Source organism: Enterobacter sp. UCD-UG_FMILLET (assembly GCF_000762975.1).
In the GTDB taxonomy this organism is placed as follows: domain Bacteria; phylum Pseudomonadota; class Gammaproteobacteria; order Enterobacterales; family Enterobacteriaceae; genus Enterobacter; species Enterobacter dykesii.
The window spans coordinates 200,901-221,681 of sequence record NZ_JRJC01000023.1; the positions used below are offsets into that span (position 1 = coordinate 200,901).

Annotated in this window: 20 protein-coding genes and 1 other annotated feature; of the genes, 6 read left to right on the forward strand and 14 right to left on the reverse strand. The window is 56.8% G+C overall.

The annotated features are described in order from the left end of the window. Window positions 1–129: 129 nt before the first annotated feature. From thrC to yjjY, 6 genes are all read right to left on the reverse strand, one after another. A complete protein-coding gene (thrC, locus tag LA04_RS11150; protein ID WP_047651582.1) occupies window positions 130–1,416 on the reverse strand; it encodes a threonine synthase in 1,287 nt (428 codons plus the stop codon). Window positions 1,417–1,419: 3 nt separating this feature from the next. Next, window positions 1,420–2,349: a homoserine kinase gene (gene thrB / locus LA04_RS11155; RefSeq protein WP_023310337.1), complete on the reverse strand. Its 930-nt coding sequence runs from the start codon at window positions 2,347–2,349 to the stop codon at window positions 1,420–1,422. 1 nt (window position 2,350) lies between these two features. Beyond that, entirely contained in the window at window positions 2,351–4,813 is a 2,463-nt protein-coding gene (thrA, locus tag LA04_RS11160; RefSeq protein ID WP_047651583.1) for a bifunctional aspartate kinase/homoserine dehydrogenase I, read from the reverse strand. A gap of 24 nt (window positions 4,814–4,837) precedes the next feature. Then, window positions 4,838–4,954, reverse strand: a sequence feature (Thr leader region). Further along, entirely contained in the window at window positions 4,893–4,961 is a 69-nt protein-coding gene (thrL, locus tag LA04_RS23525; protein WP_015572623.1) for a thr operon leader peptide, read from the reverse strand. It overlaps the preceding feature by 62 nt. 211 nt (window positions 4,962–5,172) lie before the next feature. Further along, complete coding sequence (locus LA04_RS11165) at window positions 5,173–5,859, reverse strand: tRNA/rRNA methyltransferase (protein ID WP_047651586.1); 687 nt, start codon at window positions 5,857–5,859, stop codon at window positions 5,173–5,175. 399 nt (window positions 5,860–6,258) lie between these two features. After that, window positions 6,259–6,399: a protein YjjY gene (gene yjjY / locus LA04_RS24405; RefSeq protein ID WP_085928893.1), complete on the reverse strand. Its 141-nt coding sequence runs from the start codon at window positions 6,397–6,399 to the stop codon at window positions 6,259–6,261. A 95-nt stretch (window positions 6,400–6,494) separates the two neighbouring features. Between yjjY and arcA the strand changes: the two genes are divergently transcribed. Beyond that, window positions 6,495–7,211: a two-component system response regulator ArcA gene (arcA, locus tag LA04_RS11170; RefSeq protein WP_003856501.1), complete on the forward strand. Its 717-nt coding sequence runs from the start codon at window positions 6,495–6,497 to the stop codon at window positions 7,209–7,211. A gap of 46 nt (window positions 7,212–7,257) precedes the next feature. On the opposite strand, the gene creA is transcribed toward arcA, so the two are convergent. Further along, a complete protein-coding gene (creA, locus tag LA04_RS11175; protein WP_032660778.1) occupies window positions 7,258–7,731 on the reverse strand; it encodes a protein CreA in 474 nt (157 codons plus the stop codon). 211 nt (window positions 7,732–7,942) lie between these two features. Between creA and robA the strand changes: the two genes are divergently transcribed. Next, window positions 7,943–8,812, forward strand: coding sequence for an MDR efflux pump AcrAB transcriptional activator RobA (robA, locus tag LA04_RS11180; RefSeq protein ID WP_047651588.1), 870 nt, complete (start codon window positions 7,943–7,945; stop codon window positions 8,810–8,812). Here robA and gpmB read toward each other — a convergent pair. After that, window positions 8,809–9,456 carry a 2,3-diphosphoglycerate-dependent phosphoglycerate mutase GpmB gene (gpmB, locus tag LA04_RS11185; protein ID WP_023310332.1) on the reverse strand — a complete coding sequence of 216 codons (648 nt, stop codon included), beginning with the start codon at window positions 9,454–9,456 and terminating at the stop codon, window positions 8,809–8,811. The genes robA and gpmB overlap by 4 nt on opposite strands. Before the next feature lie 50 nt (window positions 9,457–9,506). Between gpmB and yjjX the strand changes: the two genes are divergently transcribed. Beyond that, window positions 9,507–10,022 (forward strand): inosine/xanthosine triphosphatase, encoded by a 516-nt coding sequence (gene yjjX, locus LA04_RS11190; protein WP_047651589.1) that lies wholly within the window; start codon window positions 9,507–9,509, stop codon window positions 10,020–10,022. On the opposite strand, the gene trpR is transcribed toward yjjX, so the two are convergent. Then, complete coding sequence (gene trpR / locus LA04_RS11195; protein WP_047651590.1) at window positions 10,019–10,345, reverse strand: trp operon repressor; 327 nt, start codon at window positions 10,343–10,345, stop codon at window positions 10,019–10,021. The two genes, yjjX and trpR, sit on opposite strands and share 4 nt — an antisense overlap. A gap of 55 nt (window positions 10,346–10,400) precedes the next feature. Next, window positions 10,401–12,338: a murein transglycosylase gene (gene sltY / locus LA04_RS11200; protein ID WP_047651592.1), complete on the reverse strand. Its 1,938-nt coding sequence runs from the start codon at window positions 12,336–12,338 to the stop codon at window positions 10,401–10,403. 227 nt (window positions 12,339–12,565) lie between these two features. Here sltY and ettA point away from each other — a divergent pair, with 227 nt between their 5' ends. Then, window positions 12,566–14,233 carry an energy-dependent translational throttle protein EttA gene (gene ettA / locus LA04_RS11205; protein ID WP_047651594.1) on the forward strand — a complete coding sequence of 556 codons (1,668 nt, stop codon included), beginning with the start codon at window positions 12,566–12,568 and terminating at the stop codon, window positions 14,231–14,233. A 73-nt stretch (window positions 14,234–14,306) separates the two neighbouring features. On the opposite strand, the gene LA04_RS11210 is transcribed toward ettA, so the two are convergent. Beyond that, on the reverse strand, window positions 14,307–15,206 hold the full coding sequence (locus tag LA04_RS11210) for a LysR family transcriptional regulator (protein WP_047651595.1): 900 nt from the start codon (window positions 15,204–15,206) through the stop codon (window positions 14,307–14,309). A 108-nt stretch (window positions 15,207–15,314) separates the two neighbouring features. Between LA04_RS11210 and LA04_RS11215 the strand changes: the two genes are divergently transcribed. Then, window positions 15,315–16,316, forward strand: coding sequence for a zinc-binding alcohol dehydrogenase family protein (locus LA04_RS11215; protein ID WP_047651596.1), 1,002 nt, complete (start codon window positions 15,315–15,317; stop codon window positions 16,314–16,316). Between the two features lie 42 nt (window positions 16,317–16,358). Here LA04_RS11215 and nadR read toward each other — a convergent pair whose 3' ends face one another. From nadR to serB, 3 genes are read right to left on the reverse strand one after another with little or no spacing between them, the layout of a single operon-like run. Next, on the reverse strand, window positions 16,359–17,591 hold the full coding sequence (gene nadR, locus LA04_RS11220; protein WP_006810194.1) for a multifunctional transcriptional regulator/nicotinamide-nucleotide adenylyltransferase/ribosylnicotinamide kinase NadR: 1,233 nt from the start codon (window positions 17,589–17,591) through the stop codon (window positions 16,359–16,361). A gap of 37 nt (window positions 17,592–17,628) precedes the next feature. Beyond that, a complete protein-coding gene (gene radA, locus LA04_RS11225) occupies window positions 17,629–19,014 on the reverse strand; it encodes a DNA repair protein RadA (protein WP_014068810.1) in 1,386 nt (461 codons plus the stop codon). A gap of 11 nt (window positions 19,015–19,025) precedes the next feature. Beyond that, on the reverse strand, window positions 19,026–19,994 hold the full coding sequence (gene serB / locus LA04_RS11230; protein WP_025757501.1) for a phosphoserine phosphatase: 969 nt from the start codon (window positions 19,992–19,994) through the stop codon (window positions 19,026–19,028). A 117-nt stretch (window positions 19,995–20,111) separates the two neighbouring features. Here serB and LA04_RS11235 point away from each other — a divergent pair, with 117 nt between their 5' ends. Beyond that, a complete protein-coding gene (locus LA04_RS11235; RefSeq protein ID WP_023310324.1) occupies window positions 20,112–20,756 on the forward strand; it encodes a YtjB family periplasmic protein in 645 nt (214 codons plus the stop codon). Window positions 20,757–20,781: the final 25 nt, after the last annotated feature.

Here is a 20,781-nt window from a genome sequence, read left to right on the forward strand (position 1 = left end):
ATTCTCTGCAATCCTAAACGCTAAGTGACCGCATTTATTGGGAATTCCTGCTTTTTCCCTGCTATTTTCCTCCTTAATTTCTCCATAAAAAAAGCCCGGTGGCAGCGTCGCAGCCACCGGGCAACACAATCACGCGCGGGTCATCATCAGCTTACGCAGCGCGGCAAAATCTGCGGGTAGCTCATGTGACAGCAGCGGCAGGTCGGCACGCTCGGCCAGCTCTTTTGGCAGCGGCAGCGTTTCGCCCAGAATATCTTCCACGCTCTCTTTGAATTTCGCCGGATGCGCGGTGCCCAGGAACAGGCCATATTCACCCGGGTTAAGCTGGTCGCGCAGCGCGCGGTAGGCAATCGCCGCGTGCGGTTCAGAGGTATACCCCACCGCCTTCAACTCGCGCATGGTCGCTTTGGTCGTTTCATCCGTCACCGCGGCGTAGCCCAGGTCACCCAGACGCCAGATCTTACGGCGGAACAGCTCTTCCACGCGCGGCCAGTTGTTCGGCTGTGACACATCCATCGCGTTGGAGAGCGTCGCCTGCGTGGCGTTTGGCGCCCACTTTCCGTCTTTCAGGAAGCGCGGCACGGTGTCATTGGCGTTGGTCGCCGCGATAAAGCGTTTCACCGGCAGACCCAGGGATTTCGCCAGCAGGCCCGCCGTCAGGTCACCGAAGTTACCGCTTGGCACGGAGATCACTAGCTGGTTGCGCGCTTCCTGCGGCAGTTGCGCCACCGCTTCGAAGTAGTAGCAGATCTGCGCCAGCAGACGGCTGATGTTGATTGAGTTGGCAGAGTTCAGACCCAGAGCCACCTTCAGCTCTTCGTCGTCGAAGGCCTGCTTGACTAGCGCCTGGCAGGCATCGAAATCGCCGTCGATCGCCACGGTTTCAATGTTGCCGCCGAGCGTACAGAACAGTTTTTCCTGCAGCGGGCTGATTTTGCCTTTCGGGTAGAGGATCACCACGCGGACGTTTTTCAGGCCGTAGAAGGCATGTGCTACCGCCGCACCGGTATCGCCGGAGGTCGCGGTCAGGATGGTCACAGGTTTGTCGCCGCTGATGTGGGTCAGCATCTGCGCCATAAAGCGGCCACCGAAGTCTTTAAACGCCAGGGTCGGGCCGTGGAACAGCTCCAGGCAGCCAACGTCAGGCTCAACCTGCTTCACCGGCGCCGGGAAAGCGAACGCCGCACGCACGCGCTCTTCCAGCAGCTCCTGCGGAATTTCGTCGCCAATAAACGCCGAGAGAATTTTGGTGCTGCGGGTGACAAAGTCCTGCTTCAGCAGCTCGTCGATGTCGGTCAGCTGAAATTCCGGCAGGTCATGCGGGAAAAACAGCCCCTGGTTTTTGCCCAGCCCCTGAGTTACCGCCTGCGCGAAGCTGACCTGCTCGTTATGATCTTTAAGGTTATAGAGTTTCATTAATTATCCCAGTACTCGTGCGCCAGCCGTGTCCAGACGGCAAATATGAACAAAGCCTTCCTGATTTTGCAGGTAGTGTTTAGAGAGCCAGTCCGCCACGCGCTGCGCGGTGTCAGGCTTGTCGCACAGGGCGAACAGCGTCGGGCCGGAGCCGGAGATGCCGCACGCCTGCGCGCCGATATCCATGGATGCCTGTCGCGCCTCATTAAAGCCGGGCAGCAGCTTAGTGCGATACGGCTCGGCAATGACGTCCTTCATCAGCTTAGCCGCCAGCTGCGGCTGACGGGTGTAGCAGGCGTGAATAAAGCCCGCCAGATGACGCCCGTGGGCGATGCAATCCTGACGACGATACTGAGCGGGCAGGATCGCACGCGCTTCCGCGGTAGAGACCTTAATGCCCGGATAGGCCAGCACCCACAGCCACTCATCAAACCCTGGCACCTGCTGGCTGATGATGCCATTTTCTTCAATCATCAACTGCATGCCGCCGAGGAAGCACGGCGCCACGTTGTCATAGTGAATGCTGCCGGAGATACGCCCTTCCAGCTCGCCCATTAAGCCCAGCAGACGGTTGTTGTTCAGCGGCTTGCCGCAGTGCTCGTTCATTGCTACCAGCGCGGCGACCACCGAACAGGCGCTGGAACCCAGACCCGAGCCAATCGGCATACTTTTTTCCAGCGTCATGGCAACCGGCACGTTTTTGCCGATCTCCTGACAAAAGCGTTCCCAGCACTGATAGACGATATTCTCGCGCGGGTCGGACGGCAGTTTGCTGGCGAAGCGGCCCACGTTATTCAGGCTGAAGCTGTCTGCCGCTTCCACCGTAACAGTATCGCCCAGCAGCGAACCATCCACCGGCGTCACCGCCGCGCCCAGCACGTCAAATCCGACGCTCATATTCGCGCTGGAAGCCGGGGCATAAACTTTGACCATGTTAAACTCCTAACTTCCATGACAGGGTACGCAGCAGATCGGCAAACACACCCGCCGCCGTAACATCGTTCCCTGCGCCATAGCCGCGAAGCACCAGCGGCAATGGCTGATAATAGTGGCTGTAAAACGCGAGGGCGTTTTCGCCGTTTTTAACTTTGTACAGCGGGTCGTTGCCATCCACTTCGGCAATCTTCACCCGGCACACGCCATCTTCTTCAATGTTGCCAACATAGCGCAATACCTTACCTTCATCACGGGCTTTCGCAACGCGCGTGGCAAAAGCATCGTCAAGCTGCGGCAAATTTGCCATGAAGGCAGCGACATCACCGCTGCTGTCAAATTCTGCCGGCAGGACCGGTTCAATCACGATATCGGAAAGCTCAAGCTCACGCCCCGTTTCACGTGCCAGAATCAATAGTTTACGCGCCACGTCCATACCGGAGAGATCGTCACGCGGATCCGGCTCGGTATAGCCCAGCTCGCGCGCGGCGCGGGTCGCGTCCGACAGGCTCATCCCTTCATCCAGCTTGCCGAAGATAAACGACAGCGAGCCGGAGAGAATGCCGGAGAAACGCTGCAGTTCATCGCCCGCGTTCAGCAGGTTCTGCAGGTTCTCGATAACCGGCAGGCCCGCGCCCACGTTGGTGTCGTACAGGAACTTGCGGCGCGACTTGCTCGCCGCCAGACGCAGCTGGTGATAGTAATCCATCGACGAAGTGTTGGCTTTTTTGTTCGGCGTCACCACGTGGAACCCTTCGCGCAGGAAGTCGGCGTACTGGTCGGCCACCGCCTGGTTCGAGGTACAGTCGACAATCACCGGGTTGAGCAGGTGGTACTCTTTCACCAGACGGATCAGGCGGCCCAGGTTGAACGGCTCTTTTGCCTCTTTCAACTCAGCCTGCCAGTTTTCCAGGTTCAGTCCGTGAACGTTAGTCAGCAGCGCTCTGGAGTTGGCAATTCCGCAGACGCGCAGATCGATATGTTTCTTCTTCAGCCACTCCTGCTGACGCTTCACCTGCTCCAGCAGCGCGCCGCCCACCCCGCCGACGCCAATCAGGAACAGCTCGATAACCTGATCGGTGTTGAACAACATCTGGTGAACCACGCGTACGCCGGTGGTAGCGTCATCGTTGTCCACGACAACAGAAATTGAACGCTCTGACGAGCCCTGGGCAATCGCCACGATGTTGATATTGGCGCGCGCCAGCGCGGCAAAGAACTTGGCGGAGATACCGCGCAGCGTGCGCATACCGTCGCCGACCACGGAGATAATCGCCAGGCGTTCCTGAATGGCGAGCGGCTCCAGCAGCTCTTCTTTCAGCTCCAGATAGAACTCTTCCTCCAGCGCGCGGCGGGCGCGCAGGCAGTCGGCCTGCGGCACGCAGAAGCTGATGCTGTATTCGGAAGAGGACTGGGTGATCAGCACCACCGAGATACCGTTGCGGGACATAGCGGCAAAGACGCGCGCCGCCATGCCGACCATCCCCTTCATCCCCGGACCGGAGACGCTGAACATCGCCATGTTGTTGAGGTTGGAGATACCTTTCACCGGCAGACCATCTTCATCGGTACTCGCGCCAATCAGCGTACCCGGCGCCTGCGGGTTACCGGTGTTTTTAATCAGGCAAGGGATCTGGAACTGGGCAATCGGAGAGATGGTACGCGGGTGAAGCACTTTGGCGCCGAAGTAGGAAAGCTCCATCGCTTCCTGGTACGACATCGACTTCAGCAGCCTGGCGTCAGGTACCTGGCGCGGGTCGCAGGTATAGACGCCGTCGACGTCAGTCCAGATCTCACAACAGTCTGCGCGTAAACAGGCAGCCAGCACGGCAGCGGAGTAGTCGGAGCCGTTACGGCCCAGCACCACCAGTTCGCCCTTCTCGTTACCGGCGGTGAAGCCTGCCATCAGGATCATATGGTCAGACGGAATTTTGCTGGCGGCGATACGGCGGGTTGATTCGGCGATATCAACGGTGGATTCGAGGTAGTGGCCCACCGCCAGCAGTTTTTCAACGGGATCGATCACGGTCACGCTATGACCGCGCGCTTCCAGCACGCCGGCCATGATGGCGATAGAGAGTTTTTCGCCACGGCAGATCAGCGCCGCGTTGACGCTGTCCGGGCACTGGCCGAGAAGGCTGATGCCGTGCAGGACGTGTTTGATTTGCGCGAATTCCTGCTCAACGAAGGACTTCAGCTGAGCGTGCGGGAAGCCAGGCAGCGCCTCTGCCAGCCCTTGCAGCAAGTCAGCGAAGATACGCTCTGCGTCGCTGATGTTCGGGAGTGCATCCTGGCCACCAATGGTTTTTTCAATCATCGCCACCAGATGGTTCGTGATTTTTGCCGGGGCAGAGAGCACGGTAGCAACCTGCCCCTGCCTGGCGTTGCTTTCCAGGATATCGGCAACACGCAGAAAACGTTCTGCATTTGCCACTGATGTACCGCCGAACTTCAACACTCGCATGGTTCTACCTCGTTTCCTTTAGCCGAAAAAAAAGCCCGCACTGTTCAGGTGCGGGCTTTTTTTGTTTTTCCTGTACGCGTCAGCCCGCATCGTTACCTGTGGTAATGATGATGGTTGTAGTAATGGTGGTGATGCTGATGCGTTTCATGGATGTTGTGTACTCTGTCATTATTATCTGTCTGTCCTGTATTCTTTTAGGGTTAAAGGATCGGGCACCTTAAGTCAACGAATTTTTAATTTGATCACAATTCGGAAGACTCTCACGTCCCGCTGCGTGCAGAATTATTTTCATCCGATTCCCCCAGATGCAACCCATCCAGACAGACTTATTCGCCATAGTAAAAACTTATGGCAGTATTTTACTCGGCCAATTTTTTTTCAATATCGTGCAGCAAACGGTGCAGCATGGCGGTGTCCCGCTGCTCAAGACGCCCCAAACGCTGCTGCAGCCAGTCAGCCATTTTCCGATCATCCGCCACTCCCAGCTGAGATAACAGTTGCTCAACGCGAGAGCGCAGCGCAGCCAGCTGATTTTCATTTGCCCCTTCTGCCTGAGGTTGAGGGATTTGTATTAGGGAGGCTAATTGATAGCAATAGACCATGACCGCCTGGCCTAAATTCAGGGAGGGATAATCGGCGACCATCGGCGCACCGGTAAGAACATCCGCCAGCTCCAGCTCTTCGTTGGTTAATCCGGAATCTTCGCGACCAAACACCAGCGCGGCTTTATCCAGCCACTGGCTTTTCTCGCTCAGCATCGGCACCAGCTCCGCTGGCGTGGCATAGTAATGGAACTTCGCACGGCTGCGCGCGGTGGTCGCAACGGTAAACGAAACGTCGTGTAACGCATCAGCAAGCGTCGCGTAAGTCGTTATATTATCGAGGATATCGCCCGAACCGTGCGCTACCCAACGAGCCGCAGGCTCCAGGTGGGCAGTGCTGTCCACGATACGTAAATCGGTGAATCCCATGGTCTTCATGGCGCGCGCGGCAGCGCCTATATTTTCGGCTCTGGCTGGGGCAACCAGTACAATCGACAGATGCATTTATGCTCTCTTTTTAATCAGTTAGCGGGCAAAAATGTGATGCACTTCAACATATTACGCAGCGCGAATTTACAAAATTGCAACACAAATCACCGAAATAGCGTTTCATAACAAATTAAAAACGCTAAACTATTCCTTGTCTGAACAATCAGTTAGAATGTTAACAGAACACTATTATCCCTATGTTTTATAATGATAATGGCGTCATGAATACCCTATTCTGATTGGATTCGCTTCGTTTATAAATCAATGTCCGCAACTAGTTGGTTTATTGAAAAATTGTGACAAAGGCTAGCATTCCGCTACGATGATTTCATCAAACTGTTAACGTGCTACAATTGAACTTGATATATGTCAACGAAGCGTAGTTTTATTGGGTGTCTGGTGTCACTTAGCCTGTTATGTTGCTGTTAAAATGGTTAGGATGACAGCCGTTTTTGACACTGTCGGGTCCAAAGGGAAAGTACCCAAGACCAAGCTAATGATGTTGTTGACGTTGATGGAAAGTGCATCAAGAACGCAATTACGTACTTTAGTCACGTTAAGCCGATCATGTTAATTTGCGACATGCATCAGGCAGGTCAGGGACTTTTGTACTTCCTGTTTCGATTTAGTTGGCAATTTAGGTAGCAAACATGCAGACCCCGCACATTCTTATCGTTGAAGACGAGTTGGTAACACGCAACACGTTAAAGAGCATTTTCGAAGCAGAAGGCTACGATGTCTTTGAAGCGACCGATGGCGCAGAGATGCATCAGATCCTTTCTGAAAATGATATCAACCTGGTGATCATGGATATTAACCTGCCGGGCAAAAACGGTCTTCTTCTGGCGCGCGAACTTCGCGAGCAGGCGAACGTCGCGTTAATGTTCCTGACGGGCCGTGATAACGAAGTTGATAAAATTCTTGGCCTGGAAATCGGTGCGGATGACTACATCACCAAGCCGTTCAACCCTCGCGAGTTAACCATTCGTGCACGCAACCTGCTGTCCCGCACCATGAACCTGGGTACGGTCAGCGAAGAGCGTCGTAGCGTAGACAGCTACAAATTCAACGGCTGGGAACTTGATATCAATAGCCGTTCGCTGATCAGCCCGAACGGTGAGCAGTATAAACTGCCGCGCAGTGAATTCCGCGCGATGCTGCACTTCTGCGAAAACCCGGGCAAAATTCAGTCCCGTGCAGAGCTGCTGAAGAAAATGACCGGCCGTGAGCTGAAACCGCACGACCGTACCGTAGACGTGACCATTCGCCGTATTCGTAAGCATTTCGAATCTACGCCAGATACGCCGGAAATCATCGCCACGATCCACGGCGAAGGGTACCGTTTCTGCGGCGATCTGCAGGAGTAATCCCGCAGTTAACGCATTAAAAAACGGCGCATTTGCGCCGTTTTTTTTATTCCCGCCACGGCATAATCGGCACCGCGCTGATCGCGTTTTTCGGCGAGCCTTCCACCACTTTGTCAGAATAGGCCAGGTACGCCAGAGTGTTGCGTTTGGCATCATAGAAACGCACCACCTGCAGCTTTTTAAACACCAGCGAGGTCCGTTTCTGGAACACCACGTCGCCCTGCGCTTTGCCGTTTTTAATTTTATCGCTCAACTCAACTGGCCCCACCTGCTGACAAGAAATCGCTGCATCGGAGGTATCTTCCGCCAGTCCCAGCCCGCCTTTGATACCGCCCGTTTTTGCGCGACTGACGTAGCAGGTGACGTTTTTCACGTCCGGATCGTCAAACGCCTCCACCACGATTTTGTGGTCCGGGCCGAACATTTTGAACACGGTATCGACGGAGCCAATCTGTTCTGCCTGCGCCACGCGCCCGACCATCAGCATCAACGCGGTGAAGATCAAAGTCTTGTATTTCATATTGTTACCATTCTTTAAAATTACACTGAGCAATTATTCAACACTTTAGACAAAAATGTAGCAAGATCACAGGATTAGAATATATCTGCCTGTAATGTGCTCTAAAAAGCATGAATGCGCAAAAAAAACACTGAATGCTAAAACATCAAAAAATGCTATTATCCGCTAACCTGTTATCAGGCACCTGCTGTTTTAAGGATGAGGATAGTATATGGATCAGGCTGGAATTATTCGCGACCTGCTCACCTGGCTGGAAGGTCATCTCGACCAGCCTTTGTCACTGGATAATGTGGCGGCTAAAGCAGGCTATTCCAAGTGGCATCTGCAAAGGATGTTCAAGGATGTCACCGGTCATGCTATCGGGGCCTATATTCGCGCACGTCGTTTATCAAAATCTGCTGTGGCACTGCGCCTGACCGCGCGGCCGATTCTGGATATTGCCCTGCAATATCGTTTCGATTCCCAGCAGACCTTCACCCGCGCCTTTAAAAAACAGTTCTCGTTGACGCCAGCGCTTTATCGCCGCTCGCCTGACTGGAGCTCGTTTGGCATGCGTCCGCCGCTGCGTCTGGGCGAATTCGCGATGCCGAAGTATGAAATTATTACACTGCCGGAAACCCATCTGATCGGCACGACGCAGAGCTATTCGTGCTCCCTGGAGCAGATTTCAGAGTTCCGTCATCAGATGCGCGTCCAGTTCTGGCGCGATTTCCTGAGCCACGCACCGACGATCCCGCCGATCCTGTACGGCCTCAACGAAACGCACCCAAGCCAGGAAAAAGACGACGAGCAGGAGGTGTTCTACACCACCGCGCTGACGCCCGATATGGCCAATGGCTACATTCAGGGATCAAAGCCTGTCGTGCTGGAAGGTGGCGAATACGTGATGTTCGCGTATGAAGGGCTGGGAACGGGGGTTCAGGAGTTTATCCTGACCGTTTACGGAACCTGCATGCCGATGCTGAATCTGAATCGCCGTAAAGGTCAGGACATTGAGCGCTACTATCCGGCGCAGGATGCCAAACCGGAAGAAGGTCCAATCAATCTGCGTATGGAATTCTTGATTCCGATCCGTCGTTAACGCTGCAGTTCGTCAAGCGCAGGGGCATCAAGATGCGAAATGTCCCCTGCCATCTCCACTACCCAGCCCGACGCCAGCCACGCGCTTTCCTGATAATCAATCCGGGAAATCGAGCAGTTGCGCAGACGCAAACGGCGCTCAGCGTAAGCCGGTAGCCCCAGAATGGTGCTCACCAGGCAACCCAACGCAATCCCGTGACTCACCAGCAGCGGACGGCTGCCAGCCGGAAGCTTCAGGCATTCCGCCAGCGCGGCGTGCATGCGTACGCTAAGCTCCTGCATGGATTCGCCTTCAGGAATACGGCCATCTTCGGTACCGTTCACCAGCGTGCGGCGCCAGCCCTCCTCCGCTTCCGTCAGCGTATCGATATGGCGTTTTTCCAGCACGCCCATATCCAGCTCGCGCAGGCGCGGCTCAAGCATCACATCGCAGCCGCAGGCATCTGCAATGATGCGCGCCGTCTGCTGCGTGCGACCTAAATCGCTGGTAATCACGTGGGTAATGCCCAGCGTTCTGGCACGCTCTGCCACCTGCCACGCTTGCTGCACACCCTTCTCTGTCAGAGGGCTGTCTGACTGGCCTTGAATACGTCGCTCGGCGTTCCACTGCGTTTCACCGTGGCGAACAAGGTATACCTGTAACATGCTTTTTTTCCGTTATACTGCGATGAGTTTTTTTAGAATCGAGCTTAATTATGCACCATGTTGTCTCTGCTACCACCAATCCTGCCAAAATTCAGGCAATTCTAAAGGCTTTTGAAGAGATTTTCGGCGAAGGATCCTGCCATATTGAGGTTATCGGCGTCGAGAGTGGCGTACCTGAACAGCCGTTTGGCAGCGAGGAAACGCGCGCTGGCGCACGAAATCGCGTGGCAAACGCGAAGGCTGCCGTACCGGATGCTGACTTTTGGGTAGCGATTGAAGCAGGCATCGACGAAGGCGCAACCTTTAGCTGGGTTGTCATCGAAAGCCACGAGCAGCGCGGTGAAGCGCGTTCGGCCACCCTGCCGCTGCCGGAGATTATTCTGGAAAAAGTCCGTGCGGGTGAAGCGCTCGGGCCAGTGATGTCGCAGTACACCGGCATTGATGAGATTGGCCGTAAAGAAGGGGCGATTGGCGTCTTTACCGCAGGCGCGCTGACGCGTTCAGGCGTTTATCATCAGGCGGTGATCCTGGCGTTAAGCCCGTTCCATAACGCGATTTATCGTTAGGCATTTTTCAGCAATACCGCTTCCAGCCACTGGCGCAGCTCAATTGGGGCCGACTTCAGGCTGTTTGAGCCGCGGGTGATCGTTGCAATACCCGCGCCGAGCTCATTTTTCAGCTCGCGCTGGCTCATCTCTCCGCGCAGCAACTCTTCAATGATCCGCACGCGGGTGCCCAGCGCCTCACGCTCGTCCGGCGTGAGCATCAGCTGCATCAGGGGTAAATGCAGATCCTGCTCGTAAGACTGGCGAAGCAGCTCCACAAAACGAAGCCACTCCTGATGACGTTGTTCGGCCATTGCCGAGGAATACGGGGAATGCTGGGTCATGTTATGCTGCCTCTTGTACTCTTTAGCGAGTACAGCATAACACAACCCGCGCCGATCAGTAACGTCTCTGCCACTCGGCATCGCTCATCAGGGTATCTTTCTGCCCCATGAAGTAGCGATAGTAAGCGTCATAGGCCAGCACGTTCTTCACGTAGCCGCGCGTTTCCGAGAACGGGATGCTCTCCACAAACGCTACCGCGTCGATGCGTCCGGCGCTGTTGCCGAGCCAGGTACGCACACGTCCAGGCCCCGCGTTATACGCCGCTGAAGAGAAGATGCGGTTATTGCCGAACTGCTGATACACGTACTGGAGATAGCTGGTACCGATGTTAATGTTGGTATCCGGATCGAGAAGCTGCGACGGGCTGCTGTACCCCGGAATATTAAACATCTTCACCGTGTGCGTCGCCGTGCCCGGCATAATCTGCATCAGGCCGCTGGCGCCCACCGGGGAGCGGACTTTCGGGTTCCACGCGCTCTCCTGACGGGCAATCGCCATCGCGTAGCTTTGCGGGATATCTTTGCCGCTGGTATAGCGATCGAAAAGATCTTTGTACGCCAGCGGGAAACGCTCTTCCAGATGATCCCAAAGCTTGCCTGCAATTGTCGCCTGCACGCTGAGATCCCACCAGTGATTATCAAACGCATAGCGGGCAAGCTGGGCTTTTTCGTCGGTGGTGCGGCTGGTCACCAGATTCGCCCACTCGCTGCGCGCGGTGTTATCCATATTCCAGTACATCAGCTCGCGCACGCGCGCCATTTCTGGCCCCTGCGTCAGCGCCGGGTTCGCGTTGGCAGGCGCTTTATCTATACGGAAGGTGTATTCTTCCCCCAGACGCTGCGCGGCAGCCATCGGGTAAAACCCGCGCTGCTGCATCAGCGAATGGAGGATCTCTTTGGCCTCATCATCACGACCGCGCTCCATCAGCAGATCGGCCTGCCAGTAGCGCCATTCGTCCTTCTCTTTGGCCTCCATCGGCAACCGCGCGAGCCAGGTATTCAGCCCACGACGATCGCCGGTGCCCAGCGCCATGCGCACGCGACGTTCCACCAGCGACGTGGAGTTCGAACGCATAATGGCATCGTCACGCCAGCGCGCCTGTTCATCGGTCACATCGGTGCCCATCAGTCGCCACGCCACAATGTCGCGCAGCTCCTGGGTTTGCTCCTCATTAAGCTGCTGCGCCTGCACCAGCTGCGGGATCATCAGCCGCGCGTTTTCCACATCGTCACGCGCCACGCTGGCAAAGGCCACCGCCGCCATCTGGCGGGTAAAATCGGTCGCGCCCGTACTGCGGGCAAAGCTCAGCACGCTGTTGGGATCGTTTGCAAGCCCGATAACCGCCGTGGAGATCGTCTGGTAATCAGACGGCATCTGCCCCGCCAGCGTGGTCACCAGACGCGTGTTACCGGCTTTCATCGCCAGACGGATGCGCTCAAGGTAGGACAGCGGATCCTGCTTGCCGGAAGCACGCCACGCGCTAAACAGGGAATCACAGGCGTTCGGCTGGTTTTTTCCGGTCAGCCAGAGCTCTTTCGCTCCGGCCCAGGCCTCTTCCTGCTGGCCGGTCGCCCATTTTGCGTAGTAATAGTTACACTGGGCTTCGGTGGCGTTCGGCTTTTCAGGGCTAAACGCCAGCAGGCCGCGCCAGTCTTCGCGACGCGCCAGCTCATTTACAAAGCGAGACTGGAGATTTCGGGCTGGCGGCAGGGTCGGGTTCGCCTGAATGAAGTTATTCACGGTGACGGTAGGCTGGTTCATCAGATCGTCGGTGATCTGGCGATACTCCAGATACGGATACAGCGGATAATCCTTTAGCGTCGGCATCAGCGCCTGCACGGTATCCATCTGCTTGTTGTCCCACGCCTGTTTAATCTGGGCGTAGCGGTTACGTTGTTCATCCAGTGAATCGGCATGCACCGCCTGGCTTACCGCCATTACGCATACGCTGGCAGCCAGCAGACGCCAGACCACCCGTTTGGCTTTTTCCACAAGCTCTTCCTCATTGTTTTTTCGTCAATTGCAGCGTCTTGCCACGTCAAAGTCTAATTAACTTATGCTAACCAGGCATCCTTCAACGCGCCACGTCATGGACACTTTTTTACCTTTCTTGCGCGTTTTAACACTCCCGACGTTCCTGGCTGGGATTAGGACGTGAAAAAGGCTACACTTCGAGGCTGAAATTCCTTCTCATTACGATAAAAGAGGCGAAGTCCAACGTGGCTCAATTCGTTTATACCATGCATCGTGTCGGCAAAGTTGTCCCGCCGAAACGTCATATTCTTAAAAATATCTCGCTGAGCTTCTTCCCGGGCGCAAAAATCGGTGTTCTGGGTCTCAACGGTGCCGGTAAGTCCACCCTGCTGCGCATCATGGCCGGCATTGATACAGACATCGAAGGTGAAGCCCGTCCGCAGCCTGGCATCAAGATTGGTTACCTGCCGCAGGAACCTCAGTTGAACCCGGAACATACCGTTCGCGAATCCGTTGAAGAAGCGGTATCCGAAGTGGTTAACGCGCTGAAAGGTCTGGACGAAGTGTATGCCAAATACGCCGAGCCGGATGCGGACTTCGACAAGCTGGCCGCACAGCAGGGCAAGTATGAAGAGATCATCCAGGCGTACGACGGTCACAATCTGAACGTGCAGCTGGAGCGCGCGGCTGATGCCCTGCGTCTGCCGGACTGGGATGCGAAAATCGCGAACCTCTCCGGCGGTGAACGCCGTCGCGTGGCGCTGTGCCGCCTGCTGCTGGAAAAACCAGACATGCTGCTGCTCGACGAACCGACTAACCACCTGGATGCAGAATCCGTGGCGTGGCTGGAGCGCTTCCTGCACGACTTCGAAGGCACCGTTGTGGCGATTACCCACGACCGTTACTTCCTCGACAACGTCGCTGGCTGGATCCTCGAGCTGGACCGCGGTGAAGGTATTCCGTGGGAAGGCAACTACTCTTCCTGGCTGGAGCAGAAAGATCAGCGTCTGGCGCAGGAAGCTTCTCAGGAAGCGGCGCGTCGTAAGTCTATCGAGAAAGAACTGGAGTGGGTTCGTCAGGGCGCGAAAGGCCGTCAGTCTAAAGGCAAAGCCCGTCTGGCACGCTTCGAAGAGCTGAACAACACCGAATACCAGAAACGTAACGAAACCAACGAACTGTTTATTCCACCTGGAGCACGTCTGGGGGATAAAGTGGTTGAAGTGACCAACCTGCGTAAGTCCTACGGTGACCGCCTGCTGATCGACGACCTGACCTTCTCCGTACCGAAAGGCGCTATCGTCGGGATCATCGGTCCGAACGGCGCGGGTAAATCGACCCTGTTCCGCATGATGTCCGGTCAGGAACAGCCTGACAGCGGCTCTATCACCCTGGGTGAAACCGTGAAGCTGGCCTCCGTTGACCAGTTCCGTGACGCGATGGATAACAGCAAAACCGTGTGGGAAGAAGTTTCCGGCGGTCTGGATATCATGCGTATCGGCAACACCGAGATGCCAAGCCGCGCCTATGTTGGCCGCTTTAACTTCAAAGGCACCGACCAGGGCAAACGCGTGGGCGAGCTGTCCGGCGGTGAGCGCGGTCGTCTGCACCTGGCGAAGCTGCTGCAGGTGGGCGGTAACGTTCTGCTGCTCGATGAACCAACCAACGACCTGGATATCGAAACCCTGCGCGCGCTGGAAAACGCCCTGCTGGAGTTCCCGGGCTGTGCGATGGTTATCTCGCACGACCGCTGGTTCCTGGACCGTATCGCGACCCACATCCTGGACTACCAGGACGAAGGGAAAGTGGAGTTCTTCGAAGGTAACTTCACCGAATACGAAGAGTACAAGAAACGTACGCTGGGCGCCGACGCGCTGGAGCCGAAGCGTATTAAGTACAAGCGTATCGCGAAATAAAAGCAAAACGGCAACTTCGGTTGCCGTTTTTTATGTTTGTACCGCCAGGGTAAGCGCATCAGGCCGCACAAAATCACCCACCCACGTAATACCGCTTCACCTCATCAAACTGCATCGCAAACTCGATATAGCTCATCAGTGCAGGTGAATTCAGCTTGCGGCTTGGATACGCCAGCCACAGATCGTTACCTTCAACATTCCACTCCGGCAGCACCTGAACCAGCGCACCTTTTTCAATTTTATCTTCCAGCAGAAATGCGGGTAAGAGCGTGATCCCCGCACCGGCAATCGCACACTCGCGGGCGTAGACCAGATTATCGGTCATGTGCGCGTTATCCGGCAGGTAGCGGTAATCCTCGCTCTCGCTTCGCAGAAGCCACTCCGACCACGCCCGGTGCGTAATGCAGCGGTGCTCCACCAGCTGACGGGGATGCGTCAGCGGCTCCCGACGCGCCAGATAGTCCGGCGACGCCAGCATGTAGCGCGGGCAGTGCCCGATCATCCGGCCAATCAGGGAGGAATCCTGCGGCTTGCCGGTACGCAGCGCTACGTCAAAACCGGCCTCGACCAGATCCACCACGTCATCAGAGATCGACACATCCAGTGACACGTCAGGATAGCGAAGCTGAAACTCGGCATTCATGTGCGCCAGCAGCGTCGCCCCTATCCCCGCCGGGCAGGTGATCCGCAGCCGCCCGCTGGGGTTTTCGCGCAGCCGCTGAATGGCGTACTCCGCCCGCTCGCTGGCCGCCAGCATCTCGCGACAGTGCACCAGATAGTGCTCGCCCGCAAACGTGAGGCTGATCCTGCGCGTGGTGCGGTTCAGAAGGCGGATACCCACCTGCTGCTCCAGCTGGCTAATTCGCTGGCTAACGCTGGATTTCGGCAGTTCCGCTTTGTGTGCCGCTGCGGTGAAGCTGCCCATCTCCGCCACCAGCGCGAACAGCGCCATATCCTGCAGCTGTTTAAACATGATTGTTCATCCTGTACGAACGCTGAGTTCTTGATTGTCCATCTTATCACGCAGCTGGCCACTTTATAGACTAGCCTCAACAAAACGCATGCCATTGAGGAGAACACCATGTCTGTGAAAGCTATCGCCGTTAACCCAGAAAATCCGTCCACCTTCATTGAAATCACCCCGCCGATGCCGCAGCCCGGCGAGCACGATCTGCTGGTGGAGGTGAAGGCCGTCTCCGTTAACCCAGTCGATACCAAAGTCCACGCGGGCATCGCTAAAAATGGGCTGAAAGATCCGCGAGTGCTCGGCTGGGATGCAAGCGGGATCGTCAAAGCGGTGGGGGCTGGCGTGACCGGATTTAAGCCGGGTGACGAGGTCTGGTACGCGGGCGACATCACTCGCCCGGGCAGCAACACCACGCACCAGCTGATTGATGCACGCATTGTCGGGCACAAGCCTGCCAGCCTCGGCTGGGCGGCTGCCGCTGCACTGCCGTTGACCGCGCTCACCGCGTGGGAAGGTCTGTTTGAACGCCTGAACATTCAGGATGCCGGGGCGGACAAAACGCTGCTGATCATCGGCGGCGCGGGCGGCGTGGGATCGCTGGCGATCCCCTTTGCGAAGCACAACAGCAAGGTGAAGATCGTCGCGACGGCGTCAAGAGAAGATTCCGCCCGGTGGTGTCGCGATCGCGGGGCTGATATTGTCGTCAACTACCGCGACCTGAAAGGCGAGCTAGCGAAGCACGGGCTCACCTTTGTGGATTACATCTTCATCCTCAACGACACCGACGGACACTGGGATGCGGTCAGCGACCTGATTGCGCCTCAGGGGCATATCTGTTCCATCGTTGAGAATGAACGTCCGCTGAACCAGGACAAGCTGAAGTCCAAATCCGCCGCCCTGCACTGGGAATTTATGTACACCCGCAGCATGTACCAGACCGCGGATATGGCGCGTCAGGGTGAGATCCTCAATGAGGTGGCAAAGCTGGTGGATAACGGCGTGGTGGAAAGTTCGCTCAGCGAAACGCTGCACGGGCTGAGCGTGGAAAGCATTACCGAGGCGCACCGTAAAGTGCTGGAAGGACACATGCGTGGGAAAGTGGTGGTTGAATTCTGAGTGGTTTTATGCCCTCTCTCAAAGGGAGAGGGCGGTTAACGCTTACCCCTGCTCCCCCATCATCTCCTTCACCAGTTCGACGCAGCGCAGGAAACGGGAGTCGTAGTCCGACTCTTCCACATGCACAAACTCAACGTTGTTTTCGTTGAGCATCTCCACCAGCATGGACTGGAATTCCCGCCTGTCCACGGAGCTGCCGAGGCTTCGCATGCCGTCGGCCACCCACGGGGTGTTGTTTTCCAGCAGGATCACCAGGTCAAAGCGGTATTCGTCAATCAGCGCCTGCACGAACGGGTGCTCGCGCCCTTCGTATTTTTTACAGAACGCCTGGGTGGTGACAAAATCGGTATCGATAAACGCCACTTTATTGGCGTATTTGACCGCAAAATCAATGTACTGGGCATGACCGAGCGCGATTTTGTCGTAGTCGGAATACTGCAGCGCCATCTCGTCGCCGCCAAGGTGCGAGAAGACGTAATCGCGGCCGTACTCCCACGCGCTGGTGGTGTTGAAGATGTTCGCCAGCTTGTTGACCAGCGTCGATTTCCCGCTCGACTCGCCGCCCAGGATGGCGACGGTACGCACGAAGAACGGCTTCACTTCGGTCGGAATGTAATCCCAGTAGCGGAACGGGTTTTCGCGGATCTGCGCCCCGCTGATGTTCATAAAGGTGCGTTTCGGGTCGATCAGCACCGTCTCGATGCCCAAATGCTCGCGGAACTGCGGCGCGTCTGACTCTTCAGAGGTGTAGATCCAGTTAGGCGCAATGCCCTTCTCTTCCATAAACGCTTTGATGCCGTTGCTCCACACGTCCCAGCCGTGCGGATACGGCTCCATGCCCTCTTCGTTAAAGGCATGAATACGAATATTTTTCTGGTACTTAAAGGTCTGGAGCAGCCAGCGCAGGCGGTCCGGCACGGTCGGCTGCTGCGACATGGCGCTGTCTTCAAACAGCTGACGATCGCGGGTTTCGTCGTAGCCCATGATGATGTGCAGCTCGTCAACCTGGCTACAGGCGCGCTGGATCAGATAGATATGCCCGGTATGCAGCGGGTAAAACTTGCCGAACACCACGCCGATGTTCTTTTGCATACGCGGGAACTCCAGCCCCAGAAAGCGGTGCAGCGCTTCCAGCTTCTGCGCGCTGGGGCTTTTGATTTTGGCGTTCAGCAGCTGGCTCAGGTAGCCTTTGGTCATGCCGCTGGCGTCCGCCACCTGCTGCAGCGTGCAGCCCTTCTGGCGGATTGCGGTCTTGATGTAGTCAAATGATGACATAAATTACGGTGCCTCCTGCAAAATCAAATTTACGTAATTATAAGTCGTCAAAGACATTTAACGCATCTGCGAGTTTTTTCACGCCAAATACCTGCATCCCTTCCGGGATCTTTTTCGGCACGTTGGCAGCGGGAACGATCGCCCGGCGGAAACCGTGTTTTGCCGCCTCGGAGATACGCTCCTGGCCGCTGGGTACCGGACGGATTTCCCCGGCGAGGCCCACTTCGCCGAAGACCACCAGATCCTGCGGCAGCGGTCTGTCGCGCAGGCTGGAGACCATCGCCAGCAGCAGCGCCAGGTCTGCGCTGGTCTCAGTAACTTTGACGCCGCCGACCACGTTAACGAAGACGTCCTGATCCGCCATCTGCAGCCCGCCGTGACGGTGCAGCACCGCCAGCAGGATCGCCAGACGGTTCTGTTCCAGACCGACCGCCACGCGCCGCGGGTTGCCCATCATCGACACGTCCACCAGCGCCTGAATTTCGACAAGCAGCGGGCGCGTCCCTTCCCATAGCACCATCACCGAGCTGCCGGAGGTGATCTCATCGCCGCGGCTCAGGAAGATGGCCGACGGGTTGCTGACTTCACGCAGCCCCTGTTCGGTCATGGCAAACACGCCCAGTTCGTTCACCGCACCAAAGCGGTTCTTATGGCTGCGCAGGGTACGGAAACGGGAGTCCGCGTCGCCGTCGAGCATCACAGAGCAGTCGATACAGTGTTCAAGCACCTTCGGCCCGGCCAGCGAGCCGTCTTTGGTCACGTGGCCGACCATTACAATCGCCACGCCGCGCGTTTTGGCAAAGCGCGTCAGGTACGCCGCGGTTTCACGCACCTGCGCGACGCTGCCCGGCGAAGACTGAATGTCCGCCATGTGCATCACCTGAATGGAGTCGATCACCATCAGCTTCGGCTGCTCTTCTTCGGCAATCATGCAGATCTGCTCGATGCTGGTTTCGGAGAGCATGTTCAGGTTGCCGGTCGGCAGGCCGAGGCGGTGAGCGCGCATCGCCACCTGCTGCAGAGACTCTTCGCCCGTGACGTACAGGGTTTTCATCTGTTCGGCGAGCTTGCAGAGCGTTTGCAGCAGCAGGGTCGATTTACCCGCGCCCGGGTTACCGCCGATCAGGATCGCACTGCCCGGCACCACGCCGCCGCCGAGCACGCGGTCAAACTCTTTGAACCCGGTGGAGAAGCGCGGCAGCTCTTCGAGGCTGATGTCCGAAAGTTTTTGCACCTTCGCCACGCCCGCGTTACCGGCATAGCCGCTCAGGCGTTCATTGCGGGCAACGCTCGGCGAAGCCGCCACACCACGCACTTCGGTGATGGTGTTCCAGGCATGACAGGCGCTGCATTGCCCCTGCCAGCGCGGATAATCCGCACCACATTCATTACAGACAAATGCGCGTTTTGGAGCTTTCGCCACGGTTTACCTCGTTATTTCTGATTAAGGCTGCCGGAGAGAATGCAGAACACCCCCATCAGGTCAGCGTGACGGATAGTGACTTCCGTCTTTTCATTCACTTTTGGCTTGGCATGGTAGGCAATACCCAGGCCGGCCGCTTTGATCATCGGCAGGTCGTTCGCGCCGTCCCCGATAGCGACGGTCTGGACAACCGGAATTTCATATTTTTCCGCGAGACGCGTCAGCGTATTGGCTTTGTACTGGGCATCCACGATATCGCCGATCACCTGGCCGGTCAGCTTGCCGTCCATGATCTCCAGCTCGTTGGCCACCACGGTGGTCAGATGCAGTTTTTCCCGCAGATAATCCGCGAAGAAGGTGAACCCACCGGAGGCGATCGCTACTTTCCAGCCGAGGGACTGTAGCTTCAGCACCAGCTGCGTCAGCCCTGGCATCAGCGGCAGCACGTCGCGCACCTGACGCAAGATGTTGGCATCGGCCCCTTTCAGGGTCGCCACGCGCTGTCTCAGGCTGGCGGTGAAGTCCAGCTCGCCGCGCATCGCACGCTCGGTAACTTCCGCCACCAGCTCGCCGCTGCCCGCCAGCTTCGCAATCTCGTCGATACACTCGATCTGAATGGCGGTAGAGTCCATGTCCATCACCAACAGGCCCGGAGTTTTCAGGTGCGGAATTTTGCCCAGCGGCGCGACGTCCAGCCCCGCGTCATGCGCCAGACGCGTTGCGCGCTGCGTCAGGGAACCCGCCAGGCGAATAACCTGGTAGTCTTCCACGCACCAGGCGGCGACGATGACCATTGCCGCACCCAGCTTGCTTTGATACTGGGTCAGGCGTTGCTTGTCCAGACCGCGTCCGTAGAGGAGCCAGCCGCTACGACCGGCGTGGTAATCCAGAGGCATCACCTCATCGCCACTTAAAGAGAGCGGCAATCCTGGCCATAAAGAGACATCCGTTGGCAGGTCACACCAGGTAATGTTCGGCATTAAAGCTCCTGTAATTTCGTTCGCGCCGGAAGGTTGCAGAGGGAAAATAACGCATGAGGCTACCCTGTAACCATCACTTCTGGCAACATTAAGCCGTAAATTTTCAGCAGGTGGAATATGGCTCGCGCAAAACTGAAATTCCGGCTCCATCGCGCCGTGATTGTCCTTTCCTGTCTCGCACTATTAGTAGTGCTGATGCAAGGGGCATCGTGGTTTAGCCAGAACCATCAACGGCAACGCAACCCGCAGTTTGAAGAGCTGGCCCGCACGCTGGCACGCCAGGTGACGCTCAACGTCGCGCCGTCCATGCGTACCGAAACGCCGGACGATAAGCGGATAGGCCAGGTGTTGCGCCTGCTCACGGAGAACAGCCGCATTCTTGACGCCGGCGTCTATGATGAGCAAGGCAACCTGATTGCCCGCGCGGGCGAGCACGTCGACGTGCGCGACAGGCTGGCGCTGGACGGGAAAAAAGCCGGGGGCTACTTTAACCAGCAGATTGTCGAACCAATTCAGGGGAAGAATGGCCCGCTGGGCTATCTGCGCCTGACCCTCGATACCCACACCCTGCCTACTGAGGCCAAACAGGTCGATAATACCACCAATATTCTGCGCCTGATGCTGCTGCTTTCGCTCGCCATCGGCGTTGTGCTGGCGCGTACCCTGCTTCGCGGCAAGCGCTCGCGCTGGCAGCAATCCCCGTTCCTGCTAACCGCCAGCAAATCCGTCCCCGAAGACGAAGAGAGCGAGAAGAAAGATTAGTGATAAAGTAGGCGAACGATTCGGA